The sequence below is a fragment of the Streptomyces sp. NPDC051822 genome (assembly GCF_044452745.1).
Taxonomy (GTDB): Bacteria; Actinomycetota; Actinomycetes; order Streptomycetales; family Streptomycetaceae; genus Streptomyces.
Genome location: NZ_JBITBZ010000007.1, coordinates 14,096 through 31,880 on the forward strand (window position 1 = coordinate 14,096; position 17,785 = coordinate 31,880).

Genomic DNA, 17,785 nt, shown 5'->3' on the forward strand with positions numbered 1-17,785 from the left:
TTACCCAACGTGCGGCTGACGATGCCGCAGTCGTCGGCGGCCCGCCGCGCCGGCGGGCTGCTGAATTCGGTCACCCAGGCGGGCCGTCCCGTCAGGTGATCGCACCTTCCCCTGCTCAGCCTCGCCTGTTTCAATACCCCGCATCAGCACGGGGGGACTGTGAAGAACGAGCCGACGAAGGCAGAGCGCGAACTTGACCGTTTTCTGAGTCTGGTGAGCGACCGGCAACCGCACTGGGCCGTCAAGGGCAGGGCAGTTCGTCTGGGCAATAACAGCCGACTGCGCTACACGGTTTACGCCTCCGCGTACGAGTTCTCCGGTAGCCAGCTGACTCCGCAGATCGTCTTCACCGTGAGGGACTGCGGAGCGGAGAAGATGAAGCTGATCTTGCGAGCTCTGCCGCAGTACGGGGTGACCATCCACGCCAAACCGCTGGACGACAGCACCGCCCAGATCGCCTTCGTCAGCCGGTCCTTCCCCCGCACAGTACGTGTCAGAGCAATTGACTGGGTGGAGCACACCTATGGACGGCTCCGCCCCCTCATTGACACGGCCCTGGGCGCCCTCACACAGTCTGCCGGCGCACCGATCGTGGAGCCCACAGGGGAGGCATCGGAGCACCCCCGGCCGGGGAAGCTCTGCCCGGTCTGCGACCAGGCCCTCCCCGCTGGCTATGCCCGCCACCAACGGTGTGAAAGGGCGGCTGCCGGTGCGCCGAGGGTGCCGGAGCCCGTGCTCCCGGTTCCCCGGAGCCGCTACCGGGAACTTGTCGCGCGTATCGAGCGGAAGGAGATTCCCGGCCAGCGCGCGCAGCGCACTAGCAGCGTCCCGCTACGCCGGGAATCGGCCAAGGAGGCCGTCCTGGATCGCTGCGGCGGCCTGTGCGAGAACCCTGGATGCTCAGGGACGCCGCGCGATGTCACCGATGCCGGGAAGCCGATTCTCGAAGTCGACCACGTCCGGCCGATCGCCGAGGGGGGCCGCGACCACCCGGAGCAGATGGTGGCGTTGTGCCCGAACTGCCACGCAGTCAAGACGCGGGGATCCACACGACACGAGCTCCAGCAGACCCTGTTCAAGGTCGCCTGTACGGCCCACCAGCGAGCCATGGACAGCTAGGGAGTGTCTTGTCGATCATGTGTCGAGCCAGATGAGGCTGCTGGCGAGGGTGAAGGCGGCGGGGTAGCGGTCGGGGCGTCTGTCGTAGCGGGTGGCGATGCCGCGCCATTGTTTGAGGCGGTGGAAGCAGCGTTCGACGACGTTGCGGCGCCGGTAGGCGGCCCTCTCGAAGCCGCAGGGCCGTGCACGGCGTCGTCTGCGGCCGGCGAGCTGGTCGACGCGCCCGGGGATAAATGCCTCGCCGACGGAGGCAGGCCCGGTGAAGGTCCGGGCCGAGTAGCCCTTGTCCGCGACCACGTGGTCCGGCCGGGTCCGGGGCCGTCCAGGGCCTGACCTCGGGACGCGGATCTTGCCTATGACGGCTGCGGCCTGGGTGCAGTCGTTGCGGTTGCCTGTGGTGTGACAAGAAGGCCAACGGCCGGCCCCGGCGGTCGTAGGCGAGGTGAACCTTGCTGTTCAGCCCACCGCGCGAGCGTCCGAGTCCGCGTTCTTCGAGCCCCCTTTGGCGGCCGTGTGCTGGTGAGCTCGGACGATCGTGGAGTCGATCGCGACCAGCCAGTCGACCTCCGCCGGCTCTGGGCTGTGGTCTGGAGGCGGCCGAAGGTGGCGTCGGCGGCCCACCGGGCGAACCGTCCGTGGACGGTCTGCCACAGGCCGAACCGCTCGGACAGGTCCCTCCAGGGAAGACCGGTACGGAACTTGAACACGATGCCCTCGAGCACCTGCCGGTGATGCCGCCACCGCCCACGAGCACGACCCACGGGCGGCAGCAACGGCGCGATCACCGCCCACGCGGCGTCAGAAATCTACCCATCCCTCACCACCGGACCAACGATCCGATGATCGGAAGGACCCCCCTAGGATTTGTCCGGCCGATCGCTGCTGTGGGCATCCGGGCATGATGCCGGGGTGAGCATCGTGAAGCTCTTCGTGGGGCCGGACGACACATCAGCGGGTCTTGCCCGCCAGCCCGGGCCGGGCAGAACGACCTCGTCACCCGCCATGTCGCCTGGCTCGCCTGGCTCGACGACGCCGAGGCAGGCACCCACCGTGCTGTTAGGACTCCTGACAAACGTAGGCGACTTGACCTAGTGTCAGGGGTCAGTGTCGCGCACGAGGCCGTCGGGTAGCGGGACGCGGTCAGCTGTGTACTCGCACGCGATAAATTTGGCGACGTCGGTGATCACCTCCGGGATACTGCTCACCCATGGATGAGGTCAAAGTCGTCGTCGCCCATTCCGAGCGCGCGACCCTGCGCGTCGGCGACGTGTTCCTGAAGGTGGACGCCGATCAGGCGCGTATCGACGTCGAGGTCGAGGCGATGTCCCTCGCGCCGGTCCCGACCCCGGAGGTCCTGTGGCGCAAGCCGCCCGTGCTCGCGATCGCCGCGCTCCCCGGGACGACGCTTGGGCGCCTCGGCGGGCCGTCGACCGGGTCGCCGGCGGCATGGGCCGCGGCGGGCGCCGCCATCCGGAAGCTGCACGACGCGCCGCCGCCGCGCCGGCCCGGCCGCGCCGGGCGGAGCATCGTCGCGCTAGCGGCGGAACTCGACGCCGAGTGCGAGTTGCTCGTGACGAACGGCGTCTTGCCCGCTGACCTGGTCACCCTTAACCGCCGGGTCGCCGAGGCCGCGCTCCGGCCGTGGACTCCGGCGTTCACGCACGGCGACCTGCAGATCGCGCACGTCTTCGTCGACGGCGACGAGGTGACGGGCATTATCGACTGGTCCGAGGCGGGCCAGGGTGATGCTCTGTACGACCTCGCCACCTTCACGCTCGGACACGAGGAGCACCTCGACGACGTCCTCGCCGGCTATGGCACCGACATCGACCTTGACGTGATCCATGCGTGGTGGTCGTTGCGAAGCCTGCTGGCAGTCCGCTGGCTGATCGAGCACGGCTTCGACCCGTTCGCACCAGGCTGTGAGGTCGACGTGCTGAGATCCCGGGTGTGAGGCTACGCGGATACGACTGCTGGGTGCGCGTTCTGACGCATCGAGCAGGCCGTGCCCTCAGGTGATCGCCCGCCCTCACTCTCAACAAAGTGTCGTGCGCGGTAACAGGGTTGGTCACGGCCCACCGACGACCCACCCACCCCGCGCAAACCGGGATCCCGGCGCGGGTGGCGGGGCTTGCCCGTACCGGGCCGGGTGTCTGGTGCACGGGACCGCCAGGCCACCCGGGGGCTGCATCATGGTTTCCCTTTCTCCCGATTTCTGGGCATCTGTTTCCTCTGTCGCCTTCCCCGGGTCGCGCGCCGGACGCGCCGCGTGGGAGACCGGACTCGAAAGGGGTTGCGATCGCCGGCCGGGGGCAACCGAAGGATCCGGCCCGACGGAGGTGCAGACGTGATGACAGGAACAGGATCGCCCCGAGCGGCGGCGAGCCGAGCGGCCCGCGGTGACGCGGTGCGGGCGGGTGCCCGCGCGGGTTTCGTGGCCCGTGGAGTGCTGTACCTGCTCGTGGGACTGCTGGCGGTACGCATCGGCCTCACGGGGGCGAACGAGCAGGCCGACCGGGGCGGAGCCCTGACCGAGGTCGCCGCCACACCGTTCGGCGCCGTACTCCTCTGGGCGCTCGGCGCGGGGCTCGCCGGCATGGCGCTGTGGCGCCTGACGGAGGCCCTGTACGGGGCCGCCGGACCGGACGGAGGCAAGGCGGCCAAGCGGGCCCAGTCCGCCTTCCGCTTCGTCTTCTACGCCTTCGTTTCCTTCCTCGTCCTGTCCTTCGCCTCGGGCGCCAAGAGCAGCGGGGCGGGGTCGAGCGACCGGCAGAGTCAGGACGTCACCGGCCGCCTGCTCGGCCAGCCCGGCGGACAGTGGTGGGTCGGTGCGGCGGCGGCCGGCATCCTCGTCGCGGGTCTCGTCATCGCGGGGCGCGCCGCCCTGCGGAAGTACCGCACACACCTGACGTGGGCGCGGCTGTCGAAGAAGCAGCGCGGTCTCATGGACGGCACCGGCATCGCCGGCGGTGTCTCCCGCGGCCTGGTCTTCGCAGCCGTCGGCTTCTTCGCCCTCAAGGCCGCGCTCCAGTTCGACCCCGCCGAGGCCAAGGGCGTGGATGACGCGATCCGCTCGTTCGCGACGGCCCCGGCCGGACAGTGGCTGCTGGTCGCCGTGGCGGTCGGACTGGCGCTGTTCGGGGTGTTCTCCTTCGGCCTCGCCAGGTGGCGGAAGTTCTGAGACCGGGGACGGAGGCCGGGGACGGTCCGCGCCACCGCCCGCGGCCGCGCTCGGGGCGTACCCATCACGGCTCGTCCCCGGTGTACCGGGCGGCCCGCACCATGCCCTGCGGCACCTGGCCGTCCAGGTACTCGCGGATCGGGGGAAGGACCAGCGGCACGCCGTCCTTGCCGCGCCGGACATGCTCGGCTGCGGGAACTTGGCTGACGGGGGTGCCTTGGGCGCCCTGATCGCGCTCCGGACAGGCCTGGGCCGTGAGGAAGTGGCGTTGGGCGGCGTACGCCATCAACCCCGCGTCAGAAGCTTCGAAGACCAGCCGGGGAGTCATATCGGAGAGTCCGCCTACGGGTTCGCTCGATGGCAGAGCCTGTCGTAGCTGCTGGAAGACCACGGCGATCCGGTCGGGTGTGTAGTCGCGCACGTCATCGGTGGCCTGCAGCACCAAGCCGCCGTCGGCCAGCGCTGTGATCGTCGCGAACGCTCCTGAGGCGCGTAGTACGTCAGGGCCGCCGAGGCGGGCCGCAACACCAGGGGAGCACACCGTGATCCACGAGTAGCGGGGCCGGTGGAGAACCTGTCGGTGGAGTCGGTCGACGTGGCTGACGCTGTCGTAAGAGTGGAGGCCCGGTCCACGGCCAGGCGGGCGGCCTGTCCGGGCTGCGGGTGCTGGTCGAGTCGAATACACGGCTCTTACCTGCGCTTTCCCCGCGATCTACCCACGTTGGGCAAGCTCGTCGTCATGTCGTTGCGGGTGCGTCGGTTCCTCTGTGCGGAGGGCTGATGCCCGCGCAAGACGTTTGCCGAGCAGGTGCCCGGTCTCACCCGTCGGTTCGCTCGCCGGACAGAGCGGCTGCGATCGAGGCTCGTCTCGGTCGGTCTCGCGCTCGCGGCACGGGCTGGCGCCCGGATGCCGGCCGCCTTCGGCGTGCGGGTCAGCCGGAACACTTTGCTGAGGCTGATCACCTCGCTGCCGGATCCGCCCACCGCCGTGCCACGTGTGCTCGGCGTCGACGAATACGCTCAGCGCAGGGGCCGGATCTGCGGAACCGTACTCGTCGACGTCGAGAGACGCCGGCCCGTGGACCTCCTGCCGGACCGGGAAGCGGACGCCCTCGCGGCCTGGCTGTCCGAGCGACCCGGGGTCGAGGTCATCTGCCGGGACCGGGCCCTCTTCTACGCCGAGGGTGCTACCCGCGGCGCCCCGCAGGCCCTCCAGGTCGCCGACCGAGCGCACCTCTGGCACAACCTCGGCGAAGCCGCCGAGAAGTGCGTCTACCGGCACCGTGCCTGCCTGCGACCTGCACCTGCGTCACCGGAGGAGCCAGACCAGGTGTCGGAGTCGCCCGCGTCCTCGCCGTGGCCAACGGGCCACCGGTTCGCCGAACGCACTCGCGCCAAGCACGCCACCGTCCACGCCCTGCCGGCTGCCGGTCACAGCAAGCGGTCCATCGCCCGGCAGCTCGGCATGGGCCTCAGCACCGTCCTCCGCTTCTCCCGAGCCACCGAGCCGGAGCAACTGTTCACCGGACAGTGGCAAAGCCGCCCCACCAAGCTCGACGCCTACAAGCCCTACCTCGACCAGCGATGGCAGGAAGGCTGCACCGACGCCTGGAAACTGAGGGAAGAGGTCAAGGCACAGGGCTACCCGGACGGCTATGGCAACGTCCCCGCCTACGTCAGCCGGAACTACGCGGCAGGCCCCAGCCGGTCGGCCCCCAGCCTCCAGCGCTTCGCCCGGCACCTGGAACGCAACCTCGACGCCGTCACTGCCGGACTCTCGCAGCCGTGGAACTCCGGAGTCGTCGAAGGCCATGTCAACCGGATCAAGATGCTCGAGCGCCAGATCTTCGGCCAAGCAGGCTTCGAACTCCTCCGTAAGCGCGTGCTGCTCTACTCCTGAGCCTGCCGTCTACCCTTCGGCATCTGGCGAAGGCGGTTCGTCTTCGGCGGCGAGGGTGACTTGGGCGGTCCATGACCAGGGCTCCTGGGGCGGATCCCAGCTCACCTCCACGTCGGTGTCGTGGAAGTCGCGCGCGAGTTCCGTCACCATCACCGCTGCCGCGGCCCTCGCGTCTTGCGGGTCGGTGTTGATCGGCACGTCCAGCCGTCCGCAGAGATTTCCGCTTTCGGTGAAGACGCTGGTGCGCCAGCCCTCCGGCGTCGCAAACAGGAAGATCCCCTTCGGAACGCCCCAGGCGGGCCGCTTCTTCTTCTCCTTCTTGCGTCTCACCATGCCGCTGTCCAACATCGTCGAGTTCACGGTGATGAGTCTGGGTGGAGGATCAACCGTCGTGGCTCGGTTCGGTGCCTGCCCTGCGCGGCAAGCTGAAGTCCTTCAGGACAGATCGTCGATGAGCCCGAAGCCCTCCGGGAACTCCTCCAGGAATTCACGGCGGCCAGGGTGGGTCTCGGCAGCTGCCATCTCCCCGAGCAGGGCGATCAGCTCCTGCTGCTGATCACTCGACAGCGTGCTGACCACGTGCGCGACGCCCTCCATCACCTTGACCGCGTCGTCCTGATCCATCTGCTCGTCTTCGCTGCCGTCGATGAACCACAGGACATCGACCAAAGTCTCGGCCAAGGCGCGAGTCAGGGACGGATGCGAAGACGTCACGGCGGTCTCCCAGCGGATCAAGGGCAGAGTCCGGCCATCCCACCACACACCACTGACATCACTATCCGTGAGCCTCCACAGAAAGCCGACCAAAGCCTGAGTTTGGGAGTCATCGACGGCTCCTCCGCGATGCGGTTCACGGAGTGCGGCTTGGGTGAGGTACGGGGTGACGTCGATGAGGATCGGCTGTGGCGCGGGGGCCCCGCGGGGCGGTCGCGACGGTTGCCTGGGAGGACAGACCCAGCGCGGCGTTGTCCTTGCCGTCCCGCATGTGGTTGAGCCAACGCTCGTACCAGCTACGGAAGTCCTGCGCCGAGGAGACGTTCGGGGGCCAAAGCCGTCCGCATTGCCCGTGACCACCCGCCCGGCAAGCGGACCGGCCCTCCGATCAGGCACAGATGCTGCAGATCTGCCTCTCGTCCATGCCCGGACACATCTCGCGACGACGCCGGCGCAGGCGGCGAACGTCGTCGTTCACGTCCTCTGACCTGTGGCGGCGGCGTTCAGACGGCCGCCGCCGTGGCGAGCAGGTCCCGGGCGAGCAGCGCCGCACCCAGACATCCGGCGGTGTCCCCGAGGGCCGCCGGGACGATCGTGGGGAGCTTCTGGAACGTGATACGTTCCGCCACCGCCGCGCGGAGGGGTGCGAGCAGGGTTTCTCCGGCCTCGGCGAGGCTGCCACCGATGATGAGTGCGCGGGGATCGAGGACCGTGAGCGCGGTGAGCAGCCCGTCGGCGAGGGCCTCGACCGCCGCGCGCCATACCCCGTTCGCCACCTCGTCGCCCGCCTCGACGGCCCTGGCGCAGGCGGCGGCGTCCGCGGCGAGGTCGCCGCTCGCCACGGCCCAGGCGCGGCCGATCGCGGTGGCGGAGGCCAGCGCGTCCAGGCAGCCGCGCCGTCCGCAGCCGCACACGGGGCCGCCGGGGCGTACGACGATGTGACCGATCTCGCCGGCGCCGCCGTGGGCCCCGGTCTCGATGCCGCCGTCGATGCCGATCGCTCCGGCGATGCCGGTGTCGAGCGACACGTACAGGAACCGGCCGGTACCCCGGCCCGCCCCGATGCGGCCCTCGGCGAGGCCGCCGGAGCGTACGTCGTGCCCGAGCGCCAGGGGGATCCGCCCGAGCCGGTGCCTGAGCAGCCCCCGCAGCGGGACGTTCCGCCAGCCGAGGTCGGCGCAGTGGACGGCGAGGCCGCGCTCCGCGTCTACGAGGCCGGGCACGGCGGCCCCCGCGGCCTCCGCCGCCGTGCCGAAGTGCGTCTGTCCGTGGGAGCGCAGCTCCCGCGCGAAGCCGAGGACCGACTCCACGACCGCGTCGGGTCCGCGCTCGCGCCCGGTGGCCCGCCGCGCCTCGTACAACAGCGTCCCGTCCAGCCCGACCAGAGCCGCTTTCATCACAGTGGCACCCACATCGAGGGCGATGACATGTCTCACGGGAACACTCTCACTGGTGACTTCCAGGCCGTTCGGACCACTGGTTCGTGTCTCTTGCCGCGTCGTACCACGGCTGTACGGGGCGAGGACTTCCTCACGGTGGAGGAGCCTCGCCCCGCGGGCTCATCCCTGGGAGAGATCCAGGACGCGGATGTCGTCGTGGTAGACGATGCGCGTCGGGACGTCTCCCTTATCCAGCGTCTGGCCGGGACGGTAGAGACCCCACTTGAGATAGCCGAAATCGGCCGGGTTCACTGGGTGGAAGGTGCGGACGTTCTCGTACGTCTTACGCAGCGTGTACTGCGTCTCGCCGGGCAGCTTGGCGGAGACCTTGTAGTAGCCGGTGCTGTCGTCCGTCCAGCGGACGTCCACGCGGAAGTGCATCCACTCACCGATGTGCGAGCGGAAGTCGTCGACCACGTTCGCCTGGAGGCCGAGGATCGGCGACCGGAAGGCGATGCTGTTCCGCTTGGTCATGAGGTAGAAGGACGGTTGGTTTCCGCCCGCGTGCTTCCCCTGGAAGATGATGTCGCCGGTCTCCGAGTCCCCGGCCTGGAAGGGCTTCCAGTCCTTCAGCAGCACGCTGAACTCGTACCGCTGCTCGTCGCCCACGACGAACTTGCCCTCGTGGACGTCGTTCGTGGCGCTCTCGCTGCGCGGGGCGCCGTCGGAGACGTACGCGGGATCGCCCAGGGTCACCTTGTGGACGACGGCGTGGTCGGTCCCGGACTTGACGACGGACGACGCGTCGGCGGCCGTCGCGTGCGTCGTGGTCAGGTCCGGGATGCCGGAGTCGAGCTGCCCGTTCGCGTAGTCGATGGTCAGGAGGGCCGAGGGGCCGGTGTTACTGACACACGTCGCCTCCGTGATCCCGCTCGCGCTGTCCTGCCCGGCCTGCGCCGCAGTCAGGCCCGCCAGGGTGAGCGCCCCCGCCGCCGCCACCGCGATGGCGGACCGCTTCGTCGACTTCTTCATGATCAGATCACCGGCCTGTCTTCGATGCGGACGAGGTTGCGGCCGCGCATGGTGTACAGCCGGCCACGGTTGTCGGCGTTGACGTGGGGACCGCTGTACCAGGCGCCGTTGATCTCGGCGACCACGGTGCTGACGGCGAAGGTCCTGGGGTCGAAGCGGAAGAGGGTGGTGTCGGAGACGCCGTAGACCACGCCTCGGCTGGTGACCATGGCCGCGAAGCCGGGGCATACAGCGCGGTGGTCGGCGGTGTGTATCACCCGGCGGATCGTGAGGTCGACGACGAAGAAGCCGCCCTTCCTCGTGAGTCCGTACAGATGGTGGCCGTGCACCGCGAGCGCGGCCGTTCCGGTAGTCAGGGTCGCGGGGAGGTCGAGGCGCCACAGCTCGCGACCGGCGACCGGGTCGAAGGCGACGAGGGTGCCGCGCGGCCCCTGGGTGGTGGGGTTGTCGCCGCCGAGGTAGGCGACGCCGTCCCGGGTGGCAACGGCACGCACCAGCTGGTTCCCGTCGACGGGATTGATGTGCGCGACCTTCTTGCCCGTGTGCGGGGCGTACGTCCACAGGGAGCCGCCGCCCTCGGTGTCGGACTGCACGCCGACAAGGAGCAGTTCGTTGACCGTGTCGTAGCAGACGTCGAGCGGACGGTTCTGTTCGCTCGGGAACGCCGCGAGCCGGCGGGGCTGCTCATCGGCCGTGGGGTCGTAGGTCCACATGCCCTGCGAGCTGTACTGACCGGTGTAGAGCACCCCGTTCAGCACCTCGGCGTCCTTCGCCTCACCGGGCGCGCGGAGGTTGACCACCTTGCCGGTGCGCAGGTCGTGGCGGGCGATGCCGTTGTTGCCGCCGACGTACGCGTACCGGTGGTCGGCGGCGATGCCCATCGTGGTCTGCGCGATGACGGGCGCGCCTGCCTCGCCGAGGTCGGTGACGACGGCCCCGCCCGTGGCAAGGTCGATCTCGCCCACGAAGCCGTAGCCCGAGACGACGGTCAGTTTGCCGCCGACGACGTCGAGGCCCCAGACCTCACCGAGATCGCCGTCGAAGGCGACGGGGCTGATGGCCTTGGTCGCCCTCGAGTAGGAGTGCAGACCCTCGTCGGTGGCGAAGTAGACCGTGTCGGCGTTCGCCGTCAGGTTCTTGACGACCTTGCCGGTGGTCGGCGTCAGGCTGTACGAGGTGAGGTCGGCGAGGTCCATGAGGGCGAGCTTGGCCGGCTCGGTCGATCCCGAGGTGCTGACCACGAGGCGGTCGCCGACGACGAAGAGGTCGCGCAGGCTGGGGTCCTTCTCCATCTCCGGCGGCGTGACGTTGCGATACGTGCGCGCCGACCGGTCGTACGCGTACAGCGAGGACTTGCTCGCTCCGTCACCGCCGGCCAGGACGCTGCCCGCTCCGAAGAAGACGGTCGTGTCCGTGGCGGCGACGGCCCTGGCCAGAGTGGCCCCCGGGTCGGGGATGCCGAGCTTGGTCACCTTGGTGGTGGCCGGGTCGTACATCCACAGTGCGGGCGCCTTCCCGGGGATCCCGCCCACCGCGTACACGGTGCCGTCAGGGGCGACGGCGAGGTCGCGGATGTCGCGGTCCTCGGTCCGGCCGATGCCCACGGCGGGCTTGTCGGGGGTGGACAGGTCCCAGCGGAAGAGGTTCGGCCGGCCCACGTCGCCCTTTTGCAGGATGCCCGCGTACAGGTACCTGCCGGTGGAGTCGACGGCGAGCGCCTGGATCGAGTGGCCCACGCCGAGGACGGTCTGGGCCACCACTTTGCGGGTGGGCAGGTGGAAGGCGAGGATCCGGGTCGGTTCGAGGTTCCGGGAGCCGATGTAGACGGTGTCACCGACCTGGAGCGCGCTCATGAGCGCGAACTGTTCGATGCCCGGGCCGAGGTCGGTGATGGTGGTGCAGGGACCGGCGGTCGTGGCCTTGGCCTGCGCTGGTGCGGTGAGCAACGGGCCCGCGACTGCCGCAAGGCCGAGCGCACCAGCTGCCGTGAGCAGCTGACGCCTGCGCACGGACGAAGAGTGTTGCATGGGGGGAACTCCTTTGTTCGTTGTGCGGGGACACAGAGCGGAGAGGAGCGGAGAAGAGCGGAGAAGGACGCCGTCGCGGGGAGGTCAACGGCTGGGACCGGCCGGTTCCCGGGCCAGGGGTGCCCGGGACCGGCCGGAGTTGTCAGGCCGACGTCGCGAGGGCGGCGTGGTGCACGGCGTGCGCGAACGGTTCGCCGGCGCAGTAGCGCTCGACCTCGTCGAGGGCGCTGCTCGTGATCCGGTGGAGTTCGCCGCCGAGCGAGCCGGCGATGTGGGGGGTGAGGAGCACGTTGGGCAGGGAGTAGAGCGGTGAGGTGGTGGGGAGCACCTCGGGTTCGGTGACGTCGATGACCGCGTGGATGCGGCCGCTCGTCGCTTCAGCGGTGAGGGCCTCGGTGTCGACGAGGGAGCCCCGTGCCGTGTTGATCAGCGTGGCGCCGTCGCGCATGAGCGCGAGCCTGCGCGCGTCCATCAGGTGATGGGTCTCGGGCAGCTCGGGGGCGTGCAGGGAGACGACGTCCGAGGCGCTGACCAGTTCGTCGAGCTCCACCAGCCGGACGCCCATGGCCGCTGCGCGCAACGTGCTGACGTGCGGGTCGGCGAGGAGGACGTCGACGTCGTACGGCCGGAGCAGTTCGAGGACCTTGCGCCCGACGAGCGACGCTCCGACCACCCCGACGGTCCGGCGGTAGTTGCCGAACCCTGGGAAGTGCCGGGACCAGTCGAGGGGAGAGCGGTGGTCGCGGTAGAGACCGCCGATCTCCAGGACCCGCTTGTTGGCGAAGAGGATCGCGGCGACGGTGTACTCGGCGACCGGTACGGCGTTGGCCGCGGCGGCCGAGGAGACCACGAGACCGCGGTCCCAGCAGGCTTGTGTCACATGGTGCTTGACGCTGCCCGCCGCGTGCACGACCGCTTTCAGGGCGGGCGCGCGTGCCAGCACGTCCTCGTCGAGGACGGGGCATCCCCAGGAGGTGATCAGGACCTCCACGTCCGCCAGGGCCGGTTCGTCGGTGAGGTCCTCGGCGACGTGGTCGGGGTCGATGTCGACGTACGTCGTGAGCCGCTGGATCTCGGTGGGCGGGAACATCGCGTCCCGGTGACGACGGCCCATGGCGAAGAGGGCGCGGGGGCGGTGGGTCGGGATGGGTCGCATGGAAGGGTTCCTCATGGTTGCGGCCTACTTGACGGCGCCGGCGGTCATACCGGACTTCCAGAACCGCTGGAGCATCAGGAAGACGGCGATCAGCGGGGCCACGGCCACCAGCGAGCCGACGACGGCCAGCAGGTAGTCCTCGGGATGGCCCTGGGTCAGCGCGGACGAGTACCACACGTAGAGGCCGAGGTTGACCGGGTAGAGGTCCTGGTCGGACAGCATCACCAGGGGCAGGAAGAAGCTGTTCCAGATCTGGGTGAACTGGAAGAGGAAGATGGTGACGAAACCGGGGGCGATCATCGGGAACGCGATGCGGCAGAAGGTCCGGAACTCACTGGCCCCGTCCATCCGCGCCGCTTCCAGGACCTCGTCCGGCACGTAGGAGGCGCTGAAGACCCGGGCCAGGTAGACGCCGAAGGGGAAGACGAGGCCGGGGATGAACACGCCCCAGAAGGTGTTGACCAGGCCGACCGTGGCGGCGAGAAGGTACAGCGGGATCGCCATCGCCGTGCCCGGCACCATCACACCGAGCAGTACGAGCGAGAACAGGCGTTCCTTGCCGGGGAACGAGAGCTTGTCGAACGCGTAGCCGGCGGCGACGCTGAACACCGCGGCCAGGAGCGCCCCCACACCGGCGTACAGCACCGTGTTGATCAGCCAGCGCACGTACACGCCGCCGTCGGCCGCGAACAGGTGGCTCAGGTTGTCGGCGAGGTGGATCTCGTCGCCGAGCGCGAACCCGTTCGTGCCGAAAAGGTCCTCGCGGCTTTTGGTGGAGGACAGCAGCAGCCAGGTCAGCGGCAGCAGGGTGTAGAGGGTGGCGAGACCGAGGAGGGCGGTGACGCCCGCCTTGGACAGCAGGACCGACGGCGTCTTCGGGGCGCGGCGTGGGCGGCGGGGGCGCGGGGCGGTGCCGGTCACGGGAGTCGTCTCCGGCGTCGTCTTCGGCGTCGTCTCGGGCACGGGGGCGGCCGGGGGAAGAGTGGAGAAGTTGGTCACGGCTTGCTCCCGCGGCGTGAGATACGGGTGACGACGAAGGACAGCACGGCGGCGAACAGGGCGATCAGCAGGGAGGCCGCGGCCGCCAGGCCGAAGTCGTTGTTCTGGAAGGCGGCCGTCTGGACGTACATGTTCGGCGTGAAGCTGCTGCCGATCGCGCTGGAGGCGTTGTAGATGACCTTCGGCTCGGTGAAGAGCTGGATCGAACCGATGACGGTGAACAGGACGGCGAGGGCCACCGCGGGGTAGATCATCGGGACCTTGATGGACAGTGCCGTCCGTACGGCGCCGGCGCCGTCGACCTTCGCCGCGTCGAGCGTCTCGCGGGGCACGGCCTGCAGAGCGGCGTAGAAGATGACCATGTTGTAGCCCATCCACTCCCAGACGGCGATGTTGGCCGCGGAGAACACGGCGTTGTCGACCGACAGGAAGTTGACGTCGATGCCGCCGGATGCCAGGAAGTCGATCACCGGGCTCAGGCCGGGGGTGTAGAGGTACACCCAGATCAGCGCGGCGATCAGTCCCGGCACCGCGTGCGGCAGGAACAGCGCCAGCTGGAAGAAGGACCGCGCCTTGGCCAGACCCGAGTCGAGCAGCAGGGCCAGGACCAGCGATCCGCCGATCATCAGGGGGATGTAGAGCGCGCAGTACACGGCGATGACGAGGAAGCCGTCGCGGAACGCCTCGTCGGACAGGGCGCGGACATAGTTCCCCAGCCCGGTGAAGACGTTCTCGGTGCCGCCGAACCCAAGGCCGGAGGTGCGGGTGGTGAACAGGCTCAGCCATGCCGCGTAGAACAGCGGGGCGAGGGTGACGGCCGCGAACAGGCCGAAGAACGGGGTGAGGAGCAGTGCGGCGGTCCGGCGCTGACCTCGGGCGGATGGGCTTGCCATACCGGCCTTCCTTGGGGTGGGGCGGGGAGAGCGGGTGCGGGAGGGAGCCGGGGGCCGGCCCGCCGAGCGGGCGGGCCGATCCTCCGGGCCGGTCTCCTATGGGGCGGTGACCTTCAGGCCGCGCTGCTCCATCTGCTTGATCGTGGCCTGCTCGGCGGTGGTGAGGACGCCGGGCAGGGTCACCGAGCCGTCGGCGACCTTCGGGAGCTGGTCCACGATGGCGGTGTTGGTGGTGCCCATGACGGGGCCCCACGTCCAGCCGGGCCGGATGGCGTCGTAGGACTGCGCCATGAGGGTGTAGATGTCCTGCCCGCCGTAGTAGTCCGTCTTGAAGGCCGCCTTCGTGACCGGGACCAGCTTCGGGTCCGCGGGGAACATGCTGCTGGTGCCGGACGACACCCAGGCCTTCATGCCCTCAGGGTCGGTGGTGATCCACTTGATGAACTCGGCGGCGGCCCCGCTGTTGTCGGACCCCTTCGGAATCACGAAGGACGAACCTCCGTACATGCCCGAGGCCGGCTCGCCGTCCCACGTGGGCACGGGCGCCACGGCCCACTTGCCCTTCTGGTCCGGCACGGTCGCCTGGTGCGCCCCGGCGCACCAGCTGGCACAGATGTAGGCGACGGTCTGGTTCTTCTGGACGCTCGTCCAGAACGGGTCCAGCTGGCTGAGCGAACGGACGAGGCCCTTGCGGGCGAGGTCGCCCCAGTAGGCGGCGACCTTCTTGGACGGGGCGTCGTCGACGGTGACCTTCCAGGAGTCCTTCTCGGTCGCGAACCACTGGCCGCCGGCCTGCCAGGAGAGCGCCTCCAGGACACCGGGGTTGTCGGTGTACAGGACGCCGCCGCGGGCGGCCGGGGCGGCCTTCTTCACCTGCTCGGTCATGTTCCGGTAGGCGTCCCAGGTGGTGGGAACGTCGATCTTGTGCTGGGCGAAGAAGTCCTTGCGGTACATCATCATCAGGGGCGCCGCGTCCCTCGGGACGGCCCAGGTCTTGTCACCGAGGTTGACCAGCTGCTGGGCCGCCTCGGGGAACTTCCCCTTCACGACCGGGCCGAGCGTGCCGCTCAGGTCCTCGACCTTGCCCTGGGCCGCGAACTCCGGCAGGTGCGGGTACTCGACCACCGCGACGTCCGGCACGGTGCCGGCCTTCACGGCGTTGGTGAGCTTGGAGTAGTACTCCTGACCCGACGGGACCGTCTCGAAGGTCACCTTGATGTCCGGGTGGCTGCGGTTGAAGGCCGCAGCCACCTTGTCGGAGCCCTTGAGGAAGGACCAGAAGGTCACCTCCCCGGTCTTCTTCGCCTCGGTCGAGGAAGCGCCCTGGTCCGCTCCTCCACCGCAGGCGGTGGCGAGCAGGGCGAGAGCCGTGACGGAGCCGGCCAGGACGGCCGAGGTTCTGCGAAGCATGATGTGCACCGATCGTTCGCTGGGGCGTTGACCGGAATCATTCGTCAGTAAGTTTGCTTCGTCAATGCCTTAGGCTTCATTCGATCGAGAACGAAACGAAACGATGCGATGTGATGTCTCTCCTTCGGCTCTCTAGGCTCGCGGGCCCGCCCCGGAAGGGGCGCCGCTGGAATCCCGTACGCGCAGCTCCGGGCGGAGCAGCAGCTCGGCCAGCGGGGCGGCCGGATCGGCGAGCCTGCGACGCATCAGGTCGACCGCCCACTCCCCCACGGCCCGCTTGGGCGGCGCCACCGCCGTGAGGGGCACATCGCTCAGCTCGGCGACCTCGTCGTCGTACGTCACGATCGACAGATCCTCCGGAACGCGCAGGCCGCGCGCCTGAAGGAGGCCGACCAAGGCGACGGCGTCGAGGTCGTTGTGGACCAGGGCAGCCCGCACGTCACCTGCCTCGACCGCCCGCGCCAGCTCCTCGAACCACTCCGCCGACGCCAGCCCGTCCGCCGGGTCGATGCCGTATTCCGGGCCCGCCGTCACTCCGAGAGCCTGGCAGGCAGCCGCATGACCTTCGCGGATCAACGGAGTGTTGGGGCTCTCCGTCCGGGCGACCAGAGCGATCCGCCCGTGCCCGAGACCGGCGAGGTGCCGGACCGCCAGGCCTGCGCCGCGAGCGTGGTCCGAGGCGACCTGCTCCAGCCGCCCGGCCTGCGAGCCGGCCCGGCGGTCCACGAGAACAACCGGCACTTCGAGGCCCGCCAGCCACTCCTCGGCCAGGTCCGCAGGTTCGAGTCCGGCCCGCGGCATCAGCAGCAGACCATCGACGCCCGCCGCGATCAGCCGCCGCACCTGCTCCTGATTCTCCGTCAGCGTCTCTCCGGAGACCACAAGCACGATGCGGATCCCGTGTGCTTGCGCAGCGTCCTGCACCCCTCGGATGATCTCGGGGTAGTAGTAGCCCCCCGGCGGCACGATCAGCCCGAACGCATCCCCCTGCCGCGCCGTCGGCCGGCGGACAGCAGGGGCCGACACGTCGGCCGCCTGCGCCGCTGTCGGCGACATGGCGCCTCCGTGCACGCGGACGAGCAGCCCCCGGCCCGCCAGCTCCCGGACATCCTGGCGCACGGTGACGGCGGAGACCTCCATCTCCTCCGCCACATCCTTCACCTTGATCACTCCCCGGCGCTCGACCAGGCGCAGAAGCGCCTCACGCCGCTCTTCAGCCAGCACTCACGTGCCCCCTCTCAGCGCGAGCGAAGCCATTTACTTTCACTCGACAAATGAAAGGTAGCAGCGAAGCCACGACACGGGCCGGTCGTGGCATCGACCGCAGCCCGATCAGCCGACGGACGAAGAGGTACGGTCCTCCACACTGTGGCTTCCAGGTCTTGCGACGGGGGCACGCCGAGGGCGGCCAGGTGACCGCCGGAAGCCGGCCGAACACCCCGCCGGCGCCCCGTGGCAGGGGTTCGTGACCGGGTGCGGTCACCTCCTGCCACGCAAGGCCGGACAGTCCCTCGCCCGCCAGGCGCAGCACGGCGGCGATGCTGGCCGTCAGCACGCCCTCGTCGCCCTCGCCCGGCCCCCATCCTCGTCCTCTTCGTCGAGGCGCCCGTGCGGGTGCTGGGCACAGGGGACGAGCGCGGGCGTGGTCGCGGGCTGCGGTGTCTTCGGGCGCGGCGAGGCAGGTGTCGACGAGGTGGAGCTCGCCGTCGAAAGGTTCGGCGGCGAGGTCGGTGACGGCCCGGGCGAGGGAACGGGTACCCGTGTCGGCGTCCGACGTCACGCGGAGCAGGACGACGGCGTAGTGGTTGTGCGGTCAGCCGACCGATGACCTCGGCGACAACGGCGGTGACCATGGCCTGATCGTCGAAGGGGGCGGTGGTGTCCAGCTCGTCGAGGACCAGGAAGTTGCCGGGCTGTTCGACGGCCTCCCCCAGCTCGGGCGTGCAGTCGCCTTCCCGGGCGAGGGGCGAGCCGG

Annotated in this window: 15 protein-coding genes and 2 pseudogenes; 5 read left to right on the plus strand and 12 right to left on the minus strand. The window is 69.7% G+C overall.

What is annotated here, in order from left to right; translation table 11 throughout:
• Positions 1–159: 159 nt before the first annotated feature.
• Positions 160–1,119, plus strand: coding sequence for an HNH endonuclease signature motif containing protein (locus ACIA8N_RS21845; RefSeq protein ID WP_365785997.1), 960 nt, complete (start codon positions 160–162; stop codon positions 1,117–1,119).
• 15 nt (positions 1,120–1,134) lie between these two features.
• On the opposite strand, the pseudogene ACIA8N_RS21850 reads toward ACIA8N_RS21845, so the two are convergent.
• A pseudogene (locus tag ACIA8N_RS21850) lies at positions 1,135–1,925 on the minus strand (IS5 family transposase).
• Between the two features lie 401 nt (positions 1,926–2,326).
• Between ACIA8N_RS21850 and ACIA8N_RS21855 the strand changes: the two are divergent.
• Together ACIA8N_RS21855 and ACIA8N_RS21860 are read left to right on the plus strand one after the other, a co-directional pair.
• The gene (locus ACIA8N_RS21855; protein WP_365785995.1) at positions 2,327–3,073 is read left to right on the plus strand and encodes a phosphotransferase; all 747 of its coding nucleotides are present in this window, start codon (positions 2,327–2,329) and stop codon (positions 3,071–3,073) included.
• A gap of 396 nt (positions 3,074–3,469) precedes the next feature.
• Positions 3,470–4,300, plus strand: coding sequence for a DUF1206 domain-containing protein (locus ACIA8N_RS21860; protein WP_365785993.1), 831 nt, complete (start codon positions 3,470–3,472; stop codon positions 4,298–4,300).
• A 64-nt stretch (positions 4,301–4,364) separates the two neighbouring features.
• Here ACIA8N_RS21860 and ACIA8N_RS21865 read toward each other — a convergent pair whose 3' ends face one another.
• Positions 4,365–4,742 carry a hypothetical protein gene (locus ACIA8N_RS21865; RefSeq protein ID WP_365785991.1) on the minus strand — a complete coding sequence of 126 codons (378 nt, stop codon included), beginning with the start codon at positions 4,740–4,742 and terminating at the stop codon, positions 4,365–4,367.
• Positions 4,743–4,916: 174 nt separating this feature from the next.
• On the opposite strand from ACIA8N_RS21865, the gene ACIA8N_RS21870 reads away from it, so the two are divergent.
• Both ACIA8N_RS21870 and ACIA8N_RS21875 read left to right on the plus strand, forming a co-directional pair.
• Positions 4,917–5,081: a transposase family protein gene (locus tag ACIA8N_RS21870; protein ID WP_399416771.1), complete on the plus strand. Its 165-nt coding sequence runs from the start codon at positions 4,917–4,919 to the stop codon at positions 5,079–5,081.
• Positions 5,082–5,093: 12 nt separating this feature from the next.
• Positions 5,094–6,200, plus strand: a pseudogene (locus tag ACIA8N_RS21875) (ISL3 family transposase); the annotation flags it as partial.
• Between the two features lie 9 nt (positions 6,201–6,209).
• Here ACIA8N_RS21875 and ACIA8N_RS21880 read toward each other — a convergent pair.
• The 10 genes from ACIA8N_RS21880 to ACIA8N_RS21925 form a co-directional block, all read right to left on the minus strand.
• Positions 6,210–6,560 carry a hypothetical protein gene (locus tag ACIA8N_RS21880; protein ID WP_365785987.1) on the minus strand — a complete coding sequence of 117 codons (351 nt, stop codon included), beginning with the start codon at positions 6,558–6,560 and terminating at the stop codon, positions 6,210–6,212.
• A gap of 75 nt (positions 6,561–6,635) precedes the next feature.
• A complete protein-coding gene (locus ACIA8N_RS21885) occupies positions 6,636–6,881 on the minus strand; it encodes a hypothetical protein (protein WP_365785985.1) in 246 nt (81 codons plus the stop codon).
• A 536-nt stretch (positions 6,882–7,417) separates the two neighbouring features.
• On the minus strand, positions 7,418–8,350 hold the full coding sequence (locus tag ACIA8N_RS21890; RefSeq protein ID WP_365785983.1) for an ROK family protein: 933 nt from the start codon (positions 8,348–8,350) through the stop codon (positions 7,418–7,420).
• A 123-nt stretch (positions 8,351–8,473) separates the two neighbouring features.
• On the minus strand, positions 8,474–9,325 hold the full coding sequence (locus ACIA8N_RS21895) for a heparin lyase I family protein (RefSeq protein ID WP_365785981.1): 852 nt from the start codon (positions 9,323–9,325) through the stop codon (positions 8,474–8,476).
• 2 nt (positions 9,326–9,327) lie between these two features.
• Positions 9,328–11,352, minus strand: coding sequence for a PQQ-binding-like beta-propeller repeat protein (locus ACIA8N_RS21900; protein ID WP_365785979.1), 2,025 nt, complete (start codon positions 11,350–11,352; stop codon positions 9,328–9,330).
• A gap of 142 nt (positions 11,353–11,494) precedes the next feature.
• Positions 11,495–12,508, minus strand: coding sequence for a hydroxyacid dehydrogenase (locus ACIA8N_RS21905; protein ID WP_365785977.1), 1,014 nt, complete (start codon positions 12,506–12,508; stop codon positions 11,495–11,497).
• A 24-nt stretch (positions 12,509–12,532) separates the two neighbouring features.
• Entirely contained in the window at positions 12,533–13,471 is a 939-nt protein-coding gene (locus ACIA8N_RS21910) for a carbohydrate ABC transporter permease (RefSeq protein WP_399416772.1), read from the minus strand.
• A gap of 32 nt (positions 13,472–13,503) precedes the next feature.
• Positions 13,504–14,400, minus strand: a complete 897-nt coding sequence (locus tag ACIA8N_RS21915) for a sugar ABC transporter permease (RefSeq protein ID WP_365785975.1) — start codon at positions 14,398–14,400, stop codon at positions 13,504–13,506.
• 96 nt (positions 14,401–14,496) lie between these two features.
• Positions 14,497–15,810: a sugar ABC transporter substrate-binding protein gene (locus tag ACIA8N_RS21920; protein WP_365785973.1), complete on the minus strand. Its 1,314-nt coding sequence runs from the start codon at positions 15,808–15,810 to the stop codon at positions 14,497–14,499.
• 132 nt (positions 15,811–15,942) lie between these two features.
• Positions 15,943–17,034: a substrate-binding domain-containing protein gene (locus ACIA8N_RS21925; protein ID WP_365785972.1), complete on the minus strand. Its 1,092-nt coding sequence runs from the start codon at positions 17,032–17,034 to the stop codon at positions 15,943–15,945.
• Positions 17,035–17,785 lie beyond the last annotated feature (751 nt).

Excerpts from the sequence above, each read along its gene's own strand:
- ACIA8N_RS21900 (WP_365785979.1), bottom strand. The coding sequence starts at position 11,352 with ATGCAACACTCTTCGTCCGTGCGCAGGCGTCAGCTGCTCACGGCAGCT.
- ACIA8N_RS21855 (WP_365785995.1), top strand. The coding sequence starts at position 2,327 with ATGGATGAGGTCAAAGTCGTCGTCGCCCATTCCGAGCGCGCGACCCTG.
- ACIA8N_RS21915 (WP_365785975.1), bottom strand. The coding sequence starts at position 14,400 with ATGGCAAGCCCATCCGCCCGAGGTCAGCGCCGGACCGCCGCACTGCTC.
- ACIA8N_RS21920 (WP_365785973.1), bottom strand. The coding sequence starts at position 15,810 with ATGCTTCGCAGAACCTCGGCCGTCCTGGCCGGCTCCGTCACGGCTCTC.
- ACIA8N_RS21905 (WP_365785977.1), bottom strand. The coding sequence starts at position 12,508 with ATGCGACCCATCCCGACCCACCGCCCCCGCGCCCTCTTCGCCATGGGC.
- ACIA8N_RS21895 (WP_365785981.1), bottom strand. The coding sequence starts at position 9,325 with ATGAAGAAGTCGACGAAGCGGTCCGCCATCGCGGTGGCGGCGGCGGGG.
- ACIA8N_RS21860 (WP_365785993.1), top strand. The coding sequence starts at position 3,470 with ATGACAGGAACAGGATCGCCCCGAGCGGCGGCGAGCCGAGCGGCCCGC.